This is a genomic window from Hydrogenophaga sp. BPS33, from assembly GCF_009859475.1.
Taxonomy (GTDB): domain Bacteria; phylum Pseudomonadota; class Gammaproteobacteria; order Burkholderiales; family Burkholderiaceae_C; genus Hydrogenophaga.
The window spans coordinates 734200-748362 of the sequence record NZ_CP044549.1; the positions used below are offsets into that span (position 1 = coordinate 734200).

General features: G+C 61.4%; 17 protein-coding genes, 1 tRNA gene and 1 pseudogene. 13 read left to right on the forward strand and 6 right to left on the reverse strand.

The genetic code is table 11. The annotated features are described in order from the left end of the window. The first annotated feature begins 9 nt into the window (after window positions 1-9). The 13 genes from rplR (at window position 10) to F9K07_RS03590 (ending at window position 6522) form a co-directional block, all read left to right on the forward strand. On the forward strand, window positions 10-375 hold the full coding sequence (gene rplR / locus F9K07_RS03530; RefSeq protein ID WP_159589442.1) for a 50S ribosomal protein L18: 366 nt from the start codon (window positions 10-12) through the stop codon (window positions 373-375). Window positions 376-393: 18 nt separating this feature from the next. Beyond that, window positions 394-912, forward strand: a complete 519-nt coding sequence (rpsE, locus tag F9K07_RS03535) for a 30S ribosomal protein S5 (RefSeq protein WP_159589444.1) — start codon at window positions 394-396, stop codon at window positions 910-912. A gap of 11 nt (window positions 913-923) precedes the next feature. Then, window positions 924-1106 carry a 50S ribosomal protein L30 gene (gene rpmD / locus F9K07_RS03540; RefSeq protein ID WP_159589446.1) on the forward strand — a complete coding sequence of 61 codons (183 nt, stop codon included), beginning with the start codon at window positions 924-926 and terminating at the stop codon, window positions 1104-1106. A 15-nt stretch (window positions 1107-1121) separates the two neighbouring features. Continuing rightward, complete coding sequence (gene rplO, locus F9K07_RS03545) at window positions 1122-1556, forward strand: 50S ribosomal protein L15 (protein WP_159589448.1); 435 nt, start codon at window positions 1122-1124, stop codon at window positions 1554-1556. Between the two features lie 23 nt (window positions 1557-1579). After that, window positions 1580-2893 (forward strand): preprotein translocase subunit SecY, encoded by a 1314-nt coding sequence (gene secY / locus F9K07_RS03550; RefSeq protein ID WP_159589450.1) that lies wholly within the window; start codon window positions 1580-1582, stop codon window positions 2891-2893. Window positions 2894-2903: 10 nt separating this feature from the next. After that, the gene (gene infA / locus F9K07_RS03555; protein ID WP_066267877.1) at window positions 2904-3122 is read left to right on the forward strand and encodes a translation initiation factor IF-1; all 219 of its coding nucleotides are present in this window, start codon (window positions 2904-2906) and stop codon (window positions 3120-3122) included. Window positions 3123-3166: 44 nt separating this feature from the next. Further along, a complete protein-coding gene (rpmJ, locus tag F9K07_RS03560; protein ID WP_137917293.1) occupies window positions 3167-3280 on the forward strand; it encodes a 50S ribosomal protein L36 in 114 nt (37 codons plus the stop codon). Between the two features lie 23 nt (window positions 3281-3303). Further along, the gene (gene rpsM / locus F9K07_RS03565) at window positions 3304-3669 is read left to right on the forward strand and encodes a 30S ribosomal protein S13 (RefSeq protein WP_137917294.1); all 366 of its coding nucleotides are present in this window, start codon (window positions 3304-3306) and stop codon (window positions 3667-3669) included. Window positions 3670-3687: 18 nt separating this feature from the next. Next, on the forward strand, window positions 3688-4092 hold the full coding sequence (gene rpsK / locus F9K07_RS03570) for a 30S ribosomal protein S11 (protein ID WP_159589453.1): 405 nt from the start codon (window positions 3688-3690) through the stop codon (window positions 4090-4092). A gap of 148 nt (window positions 4093-4240) precedes the next feature. Further along, window positions 4241-4864: a 30S ribosomal protein S4 gene (gene rpsD, locus F9K07_RS03575; RefSeq protein WP_159589455.1), complete on the forward strand. Its 624-nt coding sequence runs from the start codon at window positions 4241-4243 to the stop codon at window positions 4862-4864. 93 nt (window positions 4865-4957) lie between these two features. Beyond that, window positions 4958-5944, forward strand: a complete 987-nt coding sequence (locus F9K07_RS03580; protein WP_159589457.1) for a DNA-directed RNA polymerase subunit alpha — start codon at window positions 4958-4960, stop codon at window positions 5942-5944. 88 nt (window positions 5945-6032) lie between these two features. Beyond that, window positions 6033-6428 carry a 50S ribosomal protein L17 gene (gene rplQ / locus F9K07_RS03585; protein WP_159589459.1) on the forward strand — a complete coding sequence of 132 codons (396 nt, stop codon included), beginning with the start codon at window positions 6033-6035 and terminating at the stop codon, window positions 6426-6428. Window positions 6429-6445: 17 nt separating this feature from the next. Beyond that, window positions 6446-6522 (forward strand) — tRNA-Met (locus F9K07_RS03590). A 177-nt stretch (window positions 6523-6699) separates the two neighbouring features. Here the strand turns inward: F9K07_RS03590 and F9K07_RS03595 are convergent. The 6 genes and pseudogenes from F9K07_RS03595 to htpG all read right to left on the reverse strand — a co-directional run. Next, window positions 6700-7035 (reverse strand): annotated as a pseudogene (locus F9K07_RS03595) (hypothetical protein); the annotation flags it as partial. A 95-nt stretch (window positions 7036-7130) separates the two neighbouring features. Next, window positions 7131-8087, reverse strand: a complete 957-nt coding sequence (locus tag F9K07_RS03600) for a response regulator (RefSeq protein WP_159589461.1) — start codon at window positions 8085-8087, stop codon at window positions 7131-7133. Between the two features lie 28 nt (window positions 8088-8115). Beyond that, the gene (locus tag F9K07_RS03605) at window positions 8116-9297 is read right to left on the reverse strand and encodes a hybrid sensor histidine kinase/response regulator (protein WP_159589463.1); all 1182 of its coding nucleotides are present in this window, start codon (window positions 9295-9297) and stop codon (window positions 8116-8118) included. After that, entirely contained in the window at window positions 9298-10623 is a 1326-nt protein-coding gene (locus tag F9K07_RS03610; RefSeq protein ID WP_159589465.1) for a sensor histidine kinase, read from the reverse strand. Window positions 10624-10635: 12 nt separating this feature from the next. Beyond that, window positions 10636-12042 carry a class I SAM-dependent methyltransferase gene (locus F9K07_RS03615; protein WP_236581787.1) on the reverse strand — a complete coding sequence of 469 codons (1407 nt, stop codon included), beginning with the start codon at window positions 12040-12042 and terminating at the stop codon, window positions 10636-10638. A gap of 115 nt (window positions 12043-12157) precedes the next feature. Further along, entirely contained in the window at window positions 12158-14104 is a 1947-nt protein-coding gene (gene htpG / locus F9K07_RS03620; protein WP_159589467.1) for a molecular chaperone HtpG, read from the reverse strand. Window positions 14105-14163 lie beyond the last annotated feature (59 nt).

Consider the following 14163-nt stretch of genomic DNA (forward strand, 5'->3'; position numbering starts at 1 on the left):
ACCAGGATCATGTTGACCAAAAAAGAGCAACGTCTCCGCCGCGCCCGCCAAACGCGCATCCGCATTGCACAGCAAGGCGCCGTGCGCCTGAGCGTGAACCGCACCAACCTGCACATCTACGCCAGCGTCATTTCCGACGATGGCAGCCGTGTGCTGGCTGCTGCCTCTACCGCCGAAGCCGAAGTGCGTGCCCAGATCGGTGGCGCTGGCAAGGGTGGCAACGCCGCTGCCGCAGCGCTGGTGGGCAAGCGCATCGCCGAAAAGGCGAAGGCTGCCGGCATCGAAAAGGTGGCGTTTGACCGTTCCGGTTTTGCCTACCATGGCCGGGTGAAAGCCCTAGCAGATGCGGCTCGTGAAGCCGGCCTGCAGTTCTGATCAAACGGAATACACAAAATGGCTAAATTTACGGCAAACATCAACAAAGAAGCGAACGAAGACGGTCTGCGCGAAAAAATGATCGCGATCAACCGCGTGACCAAGGTGGTCAAAGGTGGTCGCATCCTCGGTTTCGCAGCACTGACCGTTGTCGGCGATGGCGATGGCCGCGTGGGCATGGGCAAGGGCAAGGCGCGTGAAGTGCCGGTGGCCGTCCAGAAAGCCATGGAACAAGCTCGTCGCAACATGATCAAGGTGTCGCTCAAGAACGGTTCCCTGCACCACAGCGTGCATGGTGAACACGGCGCTTCCAACGTCATGATGCTGCCGGCCTCCAAGGGTACCGGCATCATTGCCGGCGGCCCGATGCGTGCAGTGTTCGAAGTGTTGGGCATTACTGATGTTGTGGCGAAGAGCCATGGTTCGAGCAATCCCTACAACCTGGTGCGCGCCACACTGGACGCACTGAAGAACTCGACGACCCCTGCCGATGTGGCTGCCAAACGTGGCAAGTCCGTCGAAGAAATCCTGGGTTGATGGGAGCGATCATGACCACTCAAAACACCGTCAAGGTCCAATTGGTGCGTAGCCCCATTGGCACCAAACAATCTCACCGCGACACCGTTCGTGGCCTGGGCCTGCGCAAGCTCAACAGCGTCAGCGAGTTGCAGGACACGCCGGCTGTGCGCGGCATGATCAACAAGATCAGCTATCTGGTCAAAATCGTCTGATCGGAGTCAGTGAACATGGAACTCAATACCATCAAGCCGGGCGCGGGCGCCAAGCATGCCAAGCGCCGTGTCGGCCGCGGCATCGGTTCGGGCCTGGGTAAAACCGCGGGTCGCGGCCACAAGGGCCAGAAATCCCGCTCGGGCGGTTACCACAAGGTTGGTTTCGAAGGCGGCCAAATGCCGCTGCAGCGCCGTCTGCCCAAGCGGGGATTCAAGTCAGCGCAGCTGCAATTCAACGCCGAAGTCACCCTGGGCGACCTCAATGCGCTCGACGTGAGCGAAGTCGATGTTCTTGTGCTCAAGCAAGCCGGTCTGGTGTCCCAGTTGGCAAAGCGCGTCAAGGTCATCAAGACGGGTGAGATCACGCGCGCCGTGACCCTCAAGGACATCGCGGCCACGGCTGGTGCCAAGCAGGCCATTGAGGCAGCTGGCGGTTCGCTGGCAGCCTGATCGGAATCGAACGGAAGTCTCCTGTGGCAACTGGATCTGCGCCCCTGGCCAAAACCGGAAAGTTCGGCGATCTCCGTCGTCGGCTGGTGTTCCTGTTGTTGGCGCTCGTGGTTTACCGCATCGGGGCACACATTCCCGTGCCCGGGATCGACCCCGCGCAACTGGCACAACTGTTCCAGGGTCAGCAGGGCGGCATTCTGAGTTTGTTCAACATGTTCTCGGGTGGCGCGCTTTCGCGATTCACCGTGTTCGCGTTGGGCATCATGCCGTACATCTCTGCTTCGATCATCATGCAGCTCATGACTTACGTGGTCCCCACGTTTGAGCAACTGAAGAAAGAAGGCGAAGCCGGCCGCCGCAAGATCACGCAGTACACGCGCTATGGCACGTTGGCACTGGCTATCTTTCAAGCCATGGGCATTGCCTTGGCGTTGGAAGGTCAGGCGGGCTTGGTGATTGATCCGGGTATGGGGTTTCGTCTCACAGCCGTGGTCAGCCTCGTGGCAGGCACGATGTTCCTGATGTGGCTGGGTGAGCAGATCACCGAACGTGGTCTGGGTAACGGCATCTCGATTCTGATCTTTGCAGGTATTGCAGCTGGCTTGCCGAGTGCCATTGGTGGTCTCCTTGAACTGGTGCGCACCGGTGCCATGAATATTCTGGTGTCGATCTTCATCATCGCGCTGGTGATCCTGGTCACCTACTTCGTGGTGTTCGTGGAGCGCGGCCAGCGCAAGATCTTGGTCAACTACGCACGGCGTCAGGTGGGCAACAAGGTGTATGGCGGTCAATCGTCGCACTTGCCGCTCAAGCTGAACATGGCAGGGGTGATTCCGCCGATCTTCGCGTCGTCCATCATCCTGCTGCCCACCACGGTAGTGAGCTGGGTGAGTACCGGGGACTCGACACGCTGGCTACGTGACATCGCGTCTGCCTTGTCGCCTGGGCAGCCAATCTACGTGGCGTTGTATGCCGCCGCCATTGTCTTTTTCTGCTTCTTCTATACCGCGCTCGTGTTCAACAGCCGTGAGACGGCCGATAACCTGAAGAAGAGTGGTGCGTTCATTCCCGGAATCCGCCCTGGTGATCAGACCGCCCGCTACATCGACAAGATCTTGCTGAGGCTGACGCTGGCCGGTGCCATTTACATCACCGCCGTGTGTTTGTTGCCCGAGTTCCTGATCCTGAAGTACAACGTGCCGTTCTATTTCGGCGGCACCTCACTGCTGATCATCGTGGTGGTCACCATGGACTTCATGGCCCAGGTTCAGAACTACATGATGTCGCAGCAATACGAATCGCTGCTCAAGAAGGCTAATTTCAAAACCTCCCCTTGAACTTCGTTTTATGGCCAAGGACGACGTGATCGAGATGCAGGGGGAGGTGGTCGAAAACCTTCCCAACGCAACCTTCAGGGTCAAGCTCGAAAACGGTCATGTGGTGTTGGGACATATCAGCGGCAAGATGAGGATGCATTACATCCGGATCTTGCCCGGCGACAAGGTCAAAGTAGAGCTCACGCCTTACGACCTGACCCGGGCGCGAATCGTGTTCCGCTCGAAGTGAATGGACAGTTGTTGACAGTTTTTTGGAATATCTAGGAGAAGAGTATGAGAGTTTCGGCTTCGGTCAAGAAAATGTGCCGCAACTGCAAAGTCATCAAGCGGCATGGTGTGGTGCGTGTTATCTGCACCGACCCGCGTCACAAACAGCGTCAAGGCTGATTGGTTAGTTAAGAGGATCCAACATGGCTCGTATTGCAGGCATCAACATTCCGCCGCACAAGCACGCCGAAATCGGCTTGACGGCAATCTTTGGCATTGGTCGCACCCGCGCTCGCAAGATCTGCGAAGCCTGCGGCATCGACTATGCGAAGAAGATCAAGGATCTGAGCGACGCGGAACTCGAGAAAGTGCGCGACCAGGTCGGCACGTTCACGATCGAGGGTGACTTGCGCCGTGAAACCACCATGAACATCAAGCGCTTGATGGACATTGGTTGCTACCGTGGCTTCCGCCACCGTCGTGGTCTGCCGCTGCGTGGTCAGCGCACCAAGACCAACGCCCGTACGCGCAAGGGTCCCCGCAAGGCTGCCCAGTCGCTGAAAAAATAAACGGTTAGAAGGACCCTCATGGCCAAGTCTCCCTCCAGCAGCGCAGCTGCCCGCGTCCGCAAGAAAGTCCGCAAGAACGTTGCCGATGGTATTGCGCACGTGCACGCGTCGTTCAACAACACCATCATCACCATCACCGATCGCCAGGGCAACGCACTGTCGTGGGCTTCGTCAGGTGGCCAGGGCTTCAAGGGCTCGCGCAAATCCACGCCTTTTGCTGCCCAGGTTGCATCTGAAGTGGCTGGCCGCGCCGCCATTGAGCAAGGCATCAAGAACCTGGACGTTGAGATCAAGGGTCCCGGTCCCGGCCGCGAGTCTTCGGTGCGAGCGCTGGGTGCCCTTGGCATCCGGATCAACTCGATTTCCGACGTGACGCCCGTGCCGCACAACGGCTGCCGTCCGCAGAAACGCCGTCGCATCTGATCTGCTGCCGCACGCGCGGTAGAATCGAAAGCTTTTTTGAGAGCCACCGCGGTCACCTGCGGTGGCATTTTTGCTAAGCCCACCGCCATCCTCTTTGAAGGACGGCTCCCACAACATCAGGTTGTGGCAGTGAAACAAGGAAACCAAAGTGGCACGTTACCTCGGCCCCAAGGCCAAACTCTCCCGCCGTGAAGGCTCCGACCTGTTGCTCAAGAGCGCTCGCCGCTCTATCAGCGACAAGGCCAAATTTGATTCCAAGCCTGGTCAGCACGGCCGGACTTCGGGTCAGCGTACCTCTGACTTTGGCGTGCAGTTGCGCGAAAAGCAAAAGGTCAAGCGCACCTACGGCGTGTTGGAGCGCCAGTTCCGTCGCTATTTCGCCGAAGCCGATCGCCGTCGTGGCAACACTGGCGCGAACCTGCTGTTCCTGTTGGAAGCGCGCCTGGACAATGTGGTGTTCCGTATGGGTTTCGCGTCCACCCGTGCCGAGGCCCGTCAGATCGTGTCGCACAAGGCGATTCTGGTGAACGGCAAGGCCGTCAACATCCCGTCCTATTCGGTGAAGGCCGGTGACGTGATCGCCGTGCGCGAAAAGTCCAAGAAGCAAGGCCGCGTGATTGAAGCGCTCGAATTGGCCAAGCAAATTGGCTTTCCTGCTTGGGTCGACGTGTCCGCCGACAAGGTCGAAGGCGTGTTCAAGAAGTCACCCGATCGCGATGAGTTCGGCTCGGACATCAACGAATCGCTGATCGTCGAGTTGTATTCCCGTTAATTTCGTTCCCGGCCTGCACCTTGGCGGTGTGGTCGGGCCATGCTCCGTCTGCCTTATCGGTGTAACGAGCCGAGGGTACTGAAGGAAGTTTGAATGCTGAACAATCTGCTGAAGCCCAAAACCATCAACGTCGAGCAAATTTCGACCAATCGCGCCAAAGTTACGCTGGAGCCCTTCGAGCGTGGTTATGGCCATACGTTGGGCAACGCCCTGCGTCGGGTTCTTCTGTCATCCATGGTCGGTCACGCGCCGACCGAGGTCACCATTGCCGGTGTCGTGCACGAATACTCGTCGATCGATGGCGTGCAAGAGGATGTGGTCAACATGCTCCTGAACCTCAAGGGCGTGGTGTTCAAACTGCACAACCGCGATGAAGTGACGCTGAGCCTGCGCAAGGATGGCGAAGGTCTTGTGACCGCCGCCGACATTCAGACGCCTCACGATGTCGAAATCGTCAACCCGGGTCATGTGATTGCCACGCTGTCGCAAGGTGCCAAGCTGGATATGCAGATCAAGGTTGAAAAGGGACGCGGCTATGTGCCCGGCAGCTTGCGTCGCAACGATGATCAAACGCGCTCCATTGGCCGCATCGTGCTTGATGCGTCGTTCTCGCCCGTCAAGCGCGTGAGCTATACCGTGGAAAGCGCCCGCGTGGAACAGCGCACCGACTTGGACAAGCTGGTGTTCGAGATCGAGACCAATGGTTCCATCGGCCCCGAGGAGGCGGTTCGTGCTTCCGCGAAGATTTTGGTCGAGCAACTGGCGGTGTTCGCGCAGCTTGAAGGCGTGGAGCTCTCCGCGTTTGACGCGCCGGCTCAACGCAGCTCGCAGCAGTTCGACCCGATTCTGCTGCGCCCGGTGGATGAGTTGGAGCTCACCGTGCGCTCGGCGAACTGCCTTAAGGCCGAGAACATCTATTACATCGGTGACCTGATTCAGCGTACCGAGAACGAGCTGCTCAAGACCCCCAACCTGGGTCGCAAGTCGCTCAACGAAATCAAGGAAGTGCTCGCCTCGCGCGGCTTGACCTTGGGCATGAAGCTTGAGAATTGGCCGCCTGCTGGCCTGGACAAGCACTGAGACCGCAGCGTCTGGCCATGGAGGCCAGACCCGGACGAACTCCCAGTACCTGATACGGCTGGGAGCAAAACACTGAAAGGATGAACAAATGCGTCACGGACACGGACTTCGCAAACTCAATCGCACCAGCGAGCACCGTCTCGCCATGCTGCGCAACATGATGAACTCGTTGCTCACACACGAAGCCATCAAGACCACGGTGCCCAAGGCCAAAGAGCTGCGCCGCGTCGTCGAACCCATGATCACCCTGGCCAAAGAGCCCACGCTGGCCAACCGCCGCCTGGCTTTTGACCGTCTGCGCGACCGCGATGTGGTCGTCAAGCTGTTCAACGAACTCGGACCGCGTTTCAAGGCCCGTCCGGGTGGTTACACCCGCATTCTGAAAATGGGTTTCCGCGTGGGCGACAATGCGCCCATGGCCCTGGTTGAACTGGTGGACCGTGCTGAAGACGCCGCTCCGGCGGTTGATGCAGATAAAGCGTGATAGAATACAAGGCTTGACGCGGAGTGGAGCAGCCTGGTAGCTCGTTGGGCTCATAACCCAAAGGTCGCAAGTTCAAATCTTGCCTCCGCAACCAACTAAATCAAGCAATTGCTTGTCATTGAAGCCCTCGGAAACGAGGGCTTTTTTGTTTTTGATGCGAGGCGCTCTCAAGTCGCGGGCTCCGCAGATCCGTCGCCGCATGGCAGCGCAGCGTGTAATGACGCGCGTGCTCCGGCAAGATCACTCGGCGCGCTGGCTACCGGTGGTCGTTTGGATCGTAGATCACCGTGCCTGTGCCCACGCCCACCCCAACACGTGCCTTGCTGTTGCCAATGTTGGTGCTGGTGCCCACGCCGGCGCCCGCACTCACCTGCCCGCGCTGATTGACACCCACGCCCACGCCGACAGGGCCTACGCCGGTACTGACCCCTGCATTCACCCCGCCCGAACCGACGCCCACTCCTATGGAGAAAGGCCCGATGGGGATGCCGACGCCCACGCCCACCGATGAGCAGCCGGAAACGGTCATCAAAGCCACCATTGCGAGCAGCGCAGTGGCCACGCTGCTGCGCGCTCGGGACGCGGTGGGGACGGGTGAGGCGTTCATGGCGGGATCCTTGGGCTAGGCACAGATTGCATTCTGATGCCCGAGGCCGTGAAAGGTGCCCGGCTTTCACTCTGTTTCACGTGCGCTGACCCGGCTTATGGCCGCCCAAGGCTTTCGATGGCGTCCGCCAACCAGTCCGGATGCAGCGCCGCCGACGGCGCAGACGTCACCGCCCAGCCGCTGGCGTCCGCAGATGTTTCCACTTGTGCCAGGCCACCTTGCCAAAGTAACCAGGCGAGCCAGGCGCAATCGGACGAGGCAGGTGCTTCGCCCGCACCTCCACTCAAAAGTCCGTTCAACGGGGTTCGGTCGGCGAATCGCACGCGGTCACCCTGCAGCTCACCACCTGCGGCCTGCGACAGCACCGCCAAAGCACCCGCCCCATCGCGGTGCGGTCCGAATTCGCGAAGCCAATGCCGCAGGTGCCCCACGATGGCCGCGCCGCGCACGGCTTCGGCTTGCAAGAGATCGGCGTGTTCCCAGCGGTGCCAATCGACTTTGGGCTCTGCGATGCCGGTGAGTTGAGCGGTCTGCGCAAAGCGAAAAAGCGCCTGGTCCACACCGTCGCTGTGGACGGCCTGGCCGATCACCATCAGGCCGGCCAGCCGATGGCCCAGCAACTGGCTTTGCTGGGCCAGTAGCTTGTCGCGCATGAGTTCGTCGCGCTCGCCCCGCAGTTCGGCCAACTCGAGCGCGTTCTTCAGGTCGGCGCGCAAGCTTTCCAGCTCCCACGGCTTGTTGATGTAGCGGTAGATCTCGCCGGTGTTGATCGCCTCGATCGCGTCTCCCAGTTCGGAATAGGCGGTCGTCAGCATGCGAACGATGCTGGGGTAGTACTGGCGCGCATGGCGCAGCAATTCGTTGCCGTAGGCGCCGGGCATACGTTGGTCGCACACCAGCACCGCGATGTCGGCGCCATGCTCGGCCAACACGGCCCGCCCCTCCTCGACCGAACCGGCGGTCAACACCGGTGCGATCGGACTGACCAGGCGTTCGAAGTACTTCAGCGCCATGGCCTCGTCATCGACATACAGAATTTTCACGGGCTTCACGGCGGCACTCCTGAAAGAATCTTCTTGGTTACTGAGCAAAAGGGAAATAGAGCGAAACGGTGGCACCCTGGCCCACATCCGAGCGGACGAGAATCGTGCCCCCCAGTGAGGTCATCACGCGGCGGCAAAAGATCAGCCCCATGCCGCTGCCACTTGCATGGGCGCGGGTCGTGGTGGGCTCCACGGTGAGGCGCTTGAGCACCTCCGGCGCAATGCCTGGGCCGTTGTCACTGACATGGATGACCGCCTGCTCTGGCAGGCCGGGTGCCGGCGCTTCCCGCCCGAGGCGAATCTGCACCTGCGGCTGCGCCGGTGGCTGGGCACGCAGCGCCAGCAAAGCGTTTTTCACGAGCGTGCAAAGCACGAGATAGAGCAGGTCCCGCCGCCCGGGCAGGACGAAGTCGTCGCTCAGGTCACTGGTCAGCCACCGGGCTTCGTCGTTGTCGAATGGGAACTCGTCGCGCACGGCCTGCACCAGGTCGCTGGCGCGCAGGTTCGGCGCAGCATCGGGCTGGTAGGCATCGCGTGCCGTCTGCACGAAGGTCGACACCAGCGACTGCGCGTACTCCGCGCGGCGCTGGGCCGCTTCGATCATGAGCAAGACGTCACCGGGTTTCTGTTCCTGAATGCGCGCTTCGCCGCTGCCGTCGTGGGGCGTGTCCCGGTGCCGTTCGCGCATGGCCGTCAGATAGCCTTGCACGGTGGCCAGCGGCGTGGTGACCTCATGGGCCAGAAAGCCCAGGGTTTCACGCAGGGTTGCGGAGCGCCGCTCGACCAAGGCGCGTTCGCGCGCACGCACCAGGCTCGCGTTGAGCGCCTCGCGCAGGGCCTGGCGCGTCAAGGCTTCGTCCAGCGGCTTCTCCAGAATCTGTTCGACATGCCCCTGGTTGACGGCCGACATGGCCACGTCCTTGTCGGCATAGGCCGATACCAGCAGGCGCGCAACATGGGGGTAGCGTTGCCGGACCTCGCTCAGGAGCGAGACGCCATCGCGCTGGGGCATGGCGTAGTCGGTCAGCAGGACGGCCACTTCCTCGCCGCGCTGCGCCAGCAGTGCCAGTGCATCGTTGGCGCCGTGGGCAGTGAAAACGACGAACTCGTCGCCATACAGGCGGGAGAACCACTTGCAGGCCTGCGGTTCGTCGTCCACCACGAGGATGGCATGTGCGCCGAGCGAACCACGCGAGACGGCGTTGTCATCGGGTTTCATTCAGGGCCTCGGCAAGTCAAAAGAGAACTCTGTCCATTGGCCCGCTTCGCTTTCCACCGACAGCGTGCCGCCATGGCGTTGCACGATGCCGTAGCTCACGCTCAGACCCAGTCCCAGGCCGGCGCCCACGTCGCGGGTGGTGAAGAAGGGCTCGAACACGCGTTCCATGTTCTCCGGTGCGATGCCCATTCCGTTGTCGCGCACGGATATGCGCAGGCGCTTGTTGTCTTGGGGTGTCACGCGAATGTCGATGTGTGGTGTCTCGCGTTTGGCAATCTGGATGGCGTGGGCGGCGTTGCTGAACAGGTTGATCAGCACGCCGATGATGGCGGGCTCATCGCCCATCACGTGGGAGTCCTGCGGCAGGTCGATGTTGATTTCGACGCCCTTGAGTTCATGGCCGGCCAGGCGCAGGCCGGATCGCACGGCGTTCTCCAGCAGGAACAGGCGCTGGCCGTCCTGGCCGGGTTTCTGGTAAGCGAAGGTCTTGAGGTCGGAGACGATGTTCTGGATGCGCTGCATGCCCTCGCGCGCGTCGATCAGGCTCTCCTTGAGCATGGTGTCCGACTCGGTCGCCGGCGAGGTCAGCCCCATGTTGATGGCCATCAGGCTGTAGTTCACGGGGTTGTTGAGCTCGTGCAGCAGGCCGGCGGAGAGCGTGCCGATCGCCGCCATTTTTTCGCGCTGGATCAACTGGCCCTTGACTTCGGCCAGGGTGTCGTTGATCTGCTTGAGCGATTCGTTCTTCTCGGACACCTGCCTTTGCAGTGCGAACATGTTGTAGCGCCCGCGCTCGTTGAAGTAGGTGCAGAAGGAGCTGATGGTGGCGGAGAACAGGATGAAGAGGGAAATGCCGGCGAACTGGCTGAAATCCTTCAGGCCTTCGGGATGGAAATAGCAGGCGATGGCGTAACACGCATAGGTGAACAGGCCGAAGGTCAGGCTTTCGAAGAAGGCGATCGGCAGGATGATGCCGGTGGCGTACAGCGCCAGATGCAGGCCGACGAAGTAGATGGAGTCCACGCCGTTGGTGACCCAGATCATCCAGGCAATCATGATCTGGGGCAGCGCCAGCCACAGCAGCGTCAGGGGGCGCACCCAGCGCAGTCCATTGGGAGAGTGCAGCACCCGCAAGATGGCCAGTGTCAGGCCGGCCACCAGGAAGCGCGCGGGCGCCAAGGTGCTGAAGGCCTCGCGGTACAACGTGTAGTCCAGGCCCAGCCCCATGAGCACCAGGACCATCGAGACGATCGAGCCTGCCTTGCTGTAGGCAAGACGGAACTCGCTGAGCTGCTGGTGGTAAGGCGACAGGCCGGCCGGCGTCATGCTGGGGGCGCCTCAGGCGGCTGCGGGCAGACGGAACTCGGCGAACACATTGACGCCGGTTTCGTCGGTGAAGATGCGCGTGTCTTCGCGGGGCGTGGGGAGAACGTCCTCCAGACCCTTTTCGTCGCGGTAGATCAGGTGCCACTCCAGGAGGTGTTCCATGACGTTCTTCTGTGGGTTGATCGAGTGCACGTTGGTGACCATGACGGAACCGCCGGGCCGGGTGCGCACGACGAAGTAGTCGAGCAGCCGCGAGCACACCTTATCGGTGAGGTAGTCGAAGAGCCCGGCGCAATAGACGAAATCGAAAACTTCCTTGTCCAGACTGTCGTCGCGTTTGGAGGCGCGCTTGAGCAGTTGGTGCACGGATTCGTGCACGTAGCGCACTTCCACGGGCCGACCTCCGGTCTGGGCAGCGCGCTGGATGCACGAGCGGGTGTACTCGAGCGTGACATCGCTGAAGTCCAGCAGGGTGAACTCCAGGCTGGAGGCGTTGGGGTCGGTGGCGATGAAGCGTTGAATTTCGATGGCCGGTCCGCACGCAACGTTCAGGATGCGCACCTTGCGTCCCTCTTTCTGGGCCAGCGCAGCCGCACGGCCCAGGTAGTCGACCAGGATGTTGATGCGGTTGCGGTGGGCCTCTGCCACCGCAGCCTTCAGGAAGAAGGCATTGATGATTTGGAAGTACGTGCTGTTGCCCTGGCGCGGATCGGCCAGGATCTGGTTCACCATTTCGTAGTCACCGGCATAGCCCAGGGGTTTGGCGAAGGTGCGGTATACGAAGGGCGCGCGCAGCAACAGGGGGTGCAAGGCGGTCTGCGCGAAATTGCGGTGGGCGACCGAGTCTTCTTCCGGCACCGCAGCGCCTTCGGCTTCCAGCGAAACGAAGAACTCCGCGCCCTTCATCATGATGGGTTCGGCCAACTCGTCGAACACGTCGGCGCGGATGCGGCCGTCGGCTTCGCGGGGTAACGCGGTCGACATATCGGCCTGGTCGGTCCAGCGCGCGGTCTCGGCCAGGAAGGCGCGGAATTCGCTGATGATGACCTGGTAGCTGCGCTTGATCTTGAAACGCTCCTGCCAGTCGGCCACGAAGCGTTCGGCCTCGCCGCGCACCTGACCGATATCACCCCGGATGGCGTTGAGGTCGAGCCATTCGTCGATCAAGGCCATGGACACGACGGCCATGAGCCCGGTATTGAGCAGGCTGACCACCACGGCCTTGCCCTTGTAGATGATCTGATCGCCCGAGCGGATGGTCAGCTCGTTGAGTACCTCGCTGACCTGGACGATGGAATAGGGGTTGTAGATCTCCATCACCAGGGAGCGGCGCTGCAGGCTCGTCAGAGTGCCGCGCGCGCTCTCCCCCTGGCTGTTGCGGAAGGTGACGACGTGATCGAAAGGGCGCTGTAGGTACACGTTGAGGCCAGTTGACGGATAGGTGGGGCAGTTGCATCGCACCGCCCCTCGATGGGCTCCCAAGCCTCCGAGTGTAGTCAACCGCCAGTGCACTTCCAGCGGGGAGTCCCTGCAATCAAATCAGCAGCGCGTTCACCCGCTTGACGTAGGCCGCCGGGTCGTCGGGCAGGCCGCCTTCGGCCAACAGGGCCTGATCGAACAGGATGTGCGCCAGGTCGTCGAAATGCGCGGCGTTCTCCAGCTTTTTCACCAGCGCGTGCTCGGCGTTGACTTCCAGGATCGGGCGCACCTCTGGCGCGGGTTGGCCGGCCTGCTTGAGCATGCGGGCGAGCTGCGTCGAATAGTCGCCGTCTTCCACCACCAGGCAGGCGGGAGAGTCCACCAGGCGCGAGGTGACGCGCACGTCCTTGGCCTTGTCCTTCAGGCTTTCCTTGAGCCGCTCCAGCACGGGCTTGAAGGTTTCGGCCGCGGCCTCGGCGGCCTTCTTTTCTTCTTCGTCTTGCAGCGAGCCCAGGTCCACTGCGCCTTTGGCCACGCTTTGCATGGGCGTGCCATCGAACTCGTTGAGGAAGGACAGCGCCCACTCGTCCACGCGGTCGGTCATCAGCAGCACTTCGATGCCCTTCTTGCGGAACACCTCGAGTTGCGGGCTGTTCTGCGCGGCGGCGCGGTTGTCGGCGGTGATGTAGTAGATCGCGGCCTGGCCTTCCTTCATGCGGGTCTTGTAGTCGGCCAGCGCGGTGAGCTCGGTGCCGTGGGTACTGGCAAAACGCAGCAGCTTGGCGATCTTGTCGCGGTTGGCGAAATCTTCGCCCAGGCCTTCCTTGAGCACGGCGCCGAACTCGGCGTAGAACCGCGTGTACTTGCCCACGTCCTTCTCGGCTGCGGCCTTGTCTTCGGCCGACACCACGTCGGTCACACCGTCGGCGCCTTCCGAAGCCTCGGGGGCCTTGTCCTTCCTGGCCAGGTCTTCCAGCATGGACAGCACTCGGCGCGTGTTGCCTTCGCGGATAGCTTTCACGTCGCGACTTTCCTGCAGCAACTCGCGGCTCACGTTGAGCGGCAGGTCGGACGAGTCGACCACGCCCTTGACCCAGCGCAGGTACGACGGCATGAGCGCTTCGGCCTCGTCCATGATGAAGACGCGCTTGACGTACAGCTTGATGCCGGCCTTGCGGTCGCGGTTCCAGAGGTCCATCGGCGCCTTGGCCGGGATGTAGAGCAACTGGGTATATTCGCTGCTGCCTTCGACGCGGTTGTGGCTCCAGGCCAGCGGCGCTTCGGTGTCGTAGCTCAGGTTCTTGTAGAACTCGGTGTACTGCTCGTCGCTCACGTCCTTCTTGCTGCGCGCCCACAAGGCGTTGGCCGAGTTCACCGCTTCCCATTCGTCCTGGCGGATGTACGCGCTTTTCTCGGCATCCCATTCTTCCTTCTGCATCAGGATGGGCAGGCTGATGTGGTCGGAATACTTGCCGATGATGGACTTGAGTTTCCAGCGGTCGAGGTAGTCGCCCGCGTCGTCGCGCAGGTGCAGGATGACGCTGGTGCCGCGCGCGGCGCGATCGATGGTTTCGACCTCGAAGTCGCCCGTGCCGCCGCTGATCCAGCGCACGCCTTCGTTGGCCGGCAGACCCGCACGGCGCGATTCGACGGTGATCTTGTCGGCCACGATGAAACCCGAGTAGAAGCCCACACCGAACTGGCCGATGAGCTGCGCGTCCTGTTTCTGGTCGCCGCTCAAGCGGCTCATGAAGTCCTTGGTGCCGCTCTTGGCGATGGTGCCCAGGTGGTCGATCGCCTCCTGCGCGCTCATGCCGATGCCGTTGTCGGTGATGGTGATGGTCTTGGCATCGCGGTCGAAGGCCACGCGCACGTCGAGGTTGGGTGCGTCTTCGAACAACGCCGCGTTGTTCAAGGCTTCAAAGCGCAGCTTGTCGCAGGCGTCCGATGCGTTGGAGACCAGCTCGCGCAGGAAGATGTCGGGATTCGAATACAGCGAATGCGTGACCAGGTGCAGCAGCTGCGCCACCTCGGCCTGGAAGGAGAGGGTTTGTTTGCTCATGGGAATCGATGGACGTTGTGACAAGAACAAGGGGGACACGTTGGCCGAAGCACAACGCG